Origin of the sequence: uncultured Fretibacterium sp. (assembly GCF_938030725.1) — a bacterium.
Taxonomy (GTDB): domain Bacteria; phylum Synergistota; class Synergistia; order Synergistales; family Aminobacteriaceae; genus Fretibacterium.
In genome coordinates, this window is sequence record NZ_CALHIQ010000160.1 from 1 (window position 1) to 3,545 (window position 3,545).

The following is a 3,545-nucleotide window of genomic DNA, read 5'->3' on the forward strand; positions in this document are numbered from 1 at the left end:
AGCGTCAGCGAACGGCCGCCGGAAGGCTCCCCGAAGGGGGGGACTGACGGCCCGTGAGCGTCAGCGAACGGCAGCCGGAAGGCTCCCCGAAGTGGGGGACTGACGGCCCGTGAGCGACCCGAAGGGACGCAGCCTCAAGTTAAAATTTCAGGGAAGCGCTGAATTTGGGCTGCTCCTTGATTGCCAGGGAGCAGACCAATTTCTCTCGTCTATCATGCTTCCTTCTTTATTCAACGTCCGGACTTTCCCTCCAGTAGCTTCAGCGTCCGCGTGCCCTTGAGCGCTTCGTTCTCCCTCGCACAGTCGAGGGCTGTTTAAACTCAAACGGTTAGTCTGTTGCGCTTGTCTTGACAATCTAACTCCTATATTAGATTATATCGCGGAAATGCGGTTTTTTTGTTAAAAGGGTCTTTTTGCCCTGCACAAGTTCTCTTTTGATGGAGAACGTTGTCTCTGCATACATACAGTCAAGGAGCGATTGACGCATGATCGATTTGAGAAGTGACACCCTCACCCTTCCAGATGAGCCGATGCTTCGGACGATCCTCACGGCGCAGCTTGGGGACGATGGACGTCTTGACGTGGAGGGACGCGGCGAAGACCTCACCGTCAACGAGTTGGAGGACATGGCGGCCGAAATGTCGGGCAAGGAGGCAGGGCTGCTCTGCGCGTCCGGAACGATGGGAAATCAGGCAGCGTTGTTGACGTGGTGCCGTCCCGGTGACACGGTGCTGATTGACGAGTTGCAGCACCTTGACCGCAGCGAGAAGACGGCCTTCTCCCCGCGATTCGGTCAGTTGAAAAAGGTGATGTATCGTTCCGATGCATCCTTGATGCCGGATATGGCGGACATGGAGGCGAAACTGAAGAACGGCCCGGTGAAGTTGATCTGCATTGAGAACACCCACAATTACATGGGGGGTGTCTGCATTGACCTCAAACGTATGGCGGAGATTCGCAGTCTGGCGGACCGGTACGGGGTCCCTGTACACATGGACGGGGCCCGTGTCTTCAATGCCGCGGCCTTCTTGGGGACGACGGTGAAGGATATCGCGCGGTATGTTGATTCCCTGATGTTCTGTGTATCGAAGGGCCTTGGAGCACCGGTGGGTTCCCTGCTGTGCGGCACAGAAAAGTTTATCATCGAAGCGAAAGAGATGCGCAAGCTGCTGGGCGGCGCCATGCGCCAGGCGGGCATCGTCGCGGCCCCGGCAATCTACGCCCTCAAGCACAACGTGGAGCGTCTCAGGGAGGATAACGAGAACGCACAGTTCTGCGCCTCACTGCTGAAGGACCTGAAAAAGGTCAGAGCACAACAGAATGTGCAGACCAACATCCTGATGTTGGACGTGGAAGGGGCTGGGATTACCCCTCAGGAATTCTGCGCTCGCGCGAAGGAAAAAGGGCTCCTGATTCGCCCGATTATCGGGAGTTTCGTGAGGCTTGTGTTCTATAAGGGCATCACGCGGAGCGACGCGGAGCGCACGGCGGCAATTGTGCGGGAAATAGATGGGGAACTTTAAGGGACAAGGGAGGTTTTTCCTAAATGAAGTTTGGCGGTAAAAAAGTTTCCTTGACAACGCAGGTTTTTCTGGCGATGATTTTGGGCTCTATCGCGGGGCTCGTGGATGGCAAAACGATGGTGCAGCTGGGCTTCTTTGGCGATATATGGCTGAACTGCATCAAGATGATTGTCGTTCCCATGGTGCTCTGCACGATCGTGACAGGCATCATTTCTCAAGACAGCCTGACCTCGCTCCGGCGGGTCAGCGTGCGAATCATTGCCTATTACGTCGTTACCACGGTGCTGGCCTGCATTGTCGGTATTGTCGTTGCGATGCTCCTGCAACCTGGAAAGTTCGCGGACTTTTCCGGTCTAGCTACCCAGGAGATCAAGGGAGGCGTGGATATCACCTTGGCGGACTTCCTCAAGGGGCTGTTCTCCACCAACATGATCAAGACCTTTGCCGATGGCAATATCGTGCAAACGTTGGTGATCGCTATCCTGTTGGGGATCGCTATCCTCCGCATCGCAAATCAGGAACACAAGGAGGTCATGAGAAAGTTCTTCAACGGCTTCAACAGCATGACCTTCTCGCTGATTGGCATGATCATGAGCGTATCTCCCATCGGCGTGTTCTTCCTGATGGGGAGTTCCTTCGGCAAGTACGGTGCAGGTATCTTCACCTCCATGGCAGTGCTGGTAGGCACATACTACGCTGCCTGTCTGGCGCATGTTATCATTGTCTATGGCAGTTTCCTCATGGCCTTCAAGCCTCACATCAACCCCTTCCGCTTTATCCGGGACAGCGCTGAGGTGTGGATATACACGATCTCTACCTGCAGTTCTATCGCTACAATCCCTGTGAACATCAAGGTCGCCGAGGAGAAATTTGGTATCCCCGAACGGATATCCGGCTTCACGATTCCCCTGGGCTCCCAGATGAATACGGACGGCTCCGTGCTGCTCTATGCCTGTGTTATTCTGTTCATCAGCCAAATGATCGGTCAGCAGATGACACTGCTTCAGTTGGCCAATGTGATCTTCATCTCCACGGTTTTGTCGATGGGTGGCGGCGGAATCCCCGGAAGCGGTATCGTGAAACTGATGGTCGTGGTGCAGTCCGCCGGGCTTCCTATAGAGGTGGTGGGAGTGATTGCAGCTTTCTACCGTCTTTTCGACATGGGGACCACCACCAATAACTGTCTGGGCGACTTGGTGGGGACCATCATCGTGGGTAAGGCGGAGGAGAGGTATGCCGTAGCCGAAGATGATGGCAGAGATCTGTCGCAGCAAAAGTGAGTAAATAGAAGTCCTTAAAGATCGCCGGCCAACGGGCCGGATAATCCCAACATGGAAGGAAGGCTGGAGAGAATGAAACGATATGGCATGGTGATGTTCTGTGTTCTGGCGTTGTCTTTGGCGGGCAGTGCAGCAGCTGCGCCGATCCCCATCCCGAAGGGCTTCGCCCTCGAGCACGGGCGCGTGACCCGTGACGGAACGGCGCTGGAGTGTGAGGTCCATGAAGTTCCCGACGAAATCGACAACGGCATCGCCCTCTGGAGCGTGGTAGGGAGTGGGTCGTCCGGACTTGTGAAGGAGGGGGAAACCGGCGTTATCTTCTTCGGCATGGACGGGAAGAGCGTGGCATTCATCCCCCTCGACGCCGAGGGGGAATATCAGGACCTGATCTGGAGCCCGGACGGCAGCCAGCTTGTGCTCGTCACGGGCGGGGCGGGGCCTGACGTGACCTTCACGCTCTTCGTGGTCGACGATAAGGGGATGAAGAAGGGGGCCAAGTTCTCGGGGTTGCGCGGAGGACTGGCTTGGACCGACCCGAACCGCTTCGCCTTTACCCGGATCGACGACGTCCGCAATGTCGGGGGCGGCGCCGTGGAGGCGACGGCGTTCCGGCTGTCCGCCGTGCTGTACGATGTGCCCGTCGAGGCGGAGATCGTCCTGAAGGCGGCTGACGAAACAAGGAGCTACACCTTCCAGTCGGTGTCCGAAGATGGCAGCACGCTCAACCTCACGGAGCTCTCTG

The 3,545-nt window shown here is 56.5% G+C and carries 3 protein-coding genes; all 3 read left to right on the forward strand.

From position 1 onward, the window contains the following. Nucleotides 1-485 precede the first annotated feature (485 nt). Nucleotides 486-1,523: a GntG family PLP-dependent aldolase gene (locus Q0629_RS08975; protein ID WP_298781582.1), complete on the forward strand. Its 1,038-nt coding sequence runs from the start codon at nucleotides 486-488 to the stop codon at nucleotides 1,521-1,523. 23 nt (nucleotides 1,524-1,546) lie between these two features. Further along, complete coding sequence (locus Q0629_RS08980) at nucleotides 1,547-2,803, forward strand: dicarboxylate/amino acid:cation symporter (protein ID WP_298781584.1); 1,257 nt, start codon at nucleotides 1,547-1,549, stop codon at nucleotides 2,801-2,803. A gap of 72 nt (nucleotides 2,804-2,875) precedes the next feature. After that, a partial coding sequence (locus tag Q0629_RS08985; protein ID WP_298781587.1) for a hypothetical protein occupies nucleotides 2,876-3,545 on the forward strand: 670 nt, incomplete at its 3' end.

Coding starts and splice junctions, on each gene's coding strand:
- Q0629_RS08975 (WP_298781582.1), top strand. CDS start 486: ATGATCGATTTGAGAAGTGACACCCTCACCCTTCCAGATGAGCCGATG.
- Q0629_RS08980 (WP_298781584.1), top strand. CDS start 1,547: ATGAAGTTTGGCGGTAAAAAAGTTTCCTTGACAACGCAGGTTTTTCTG.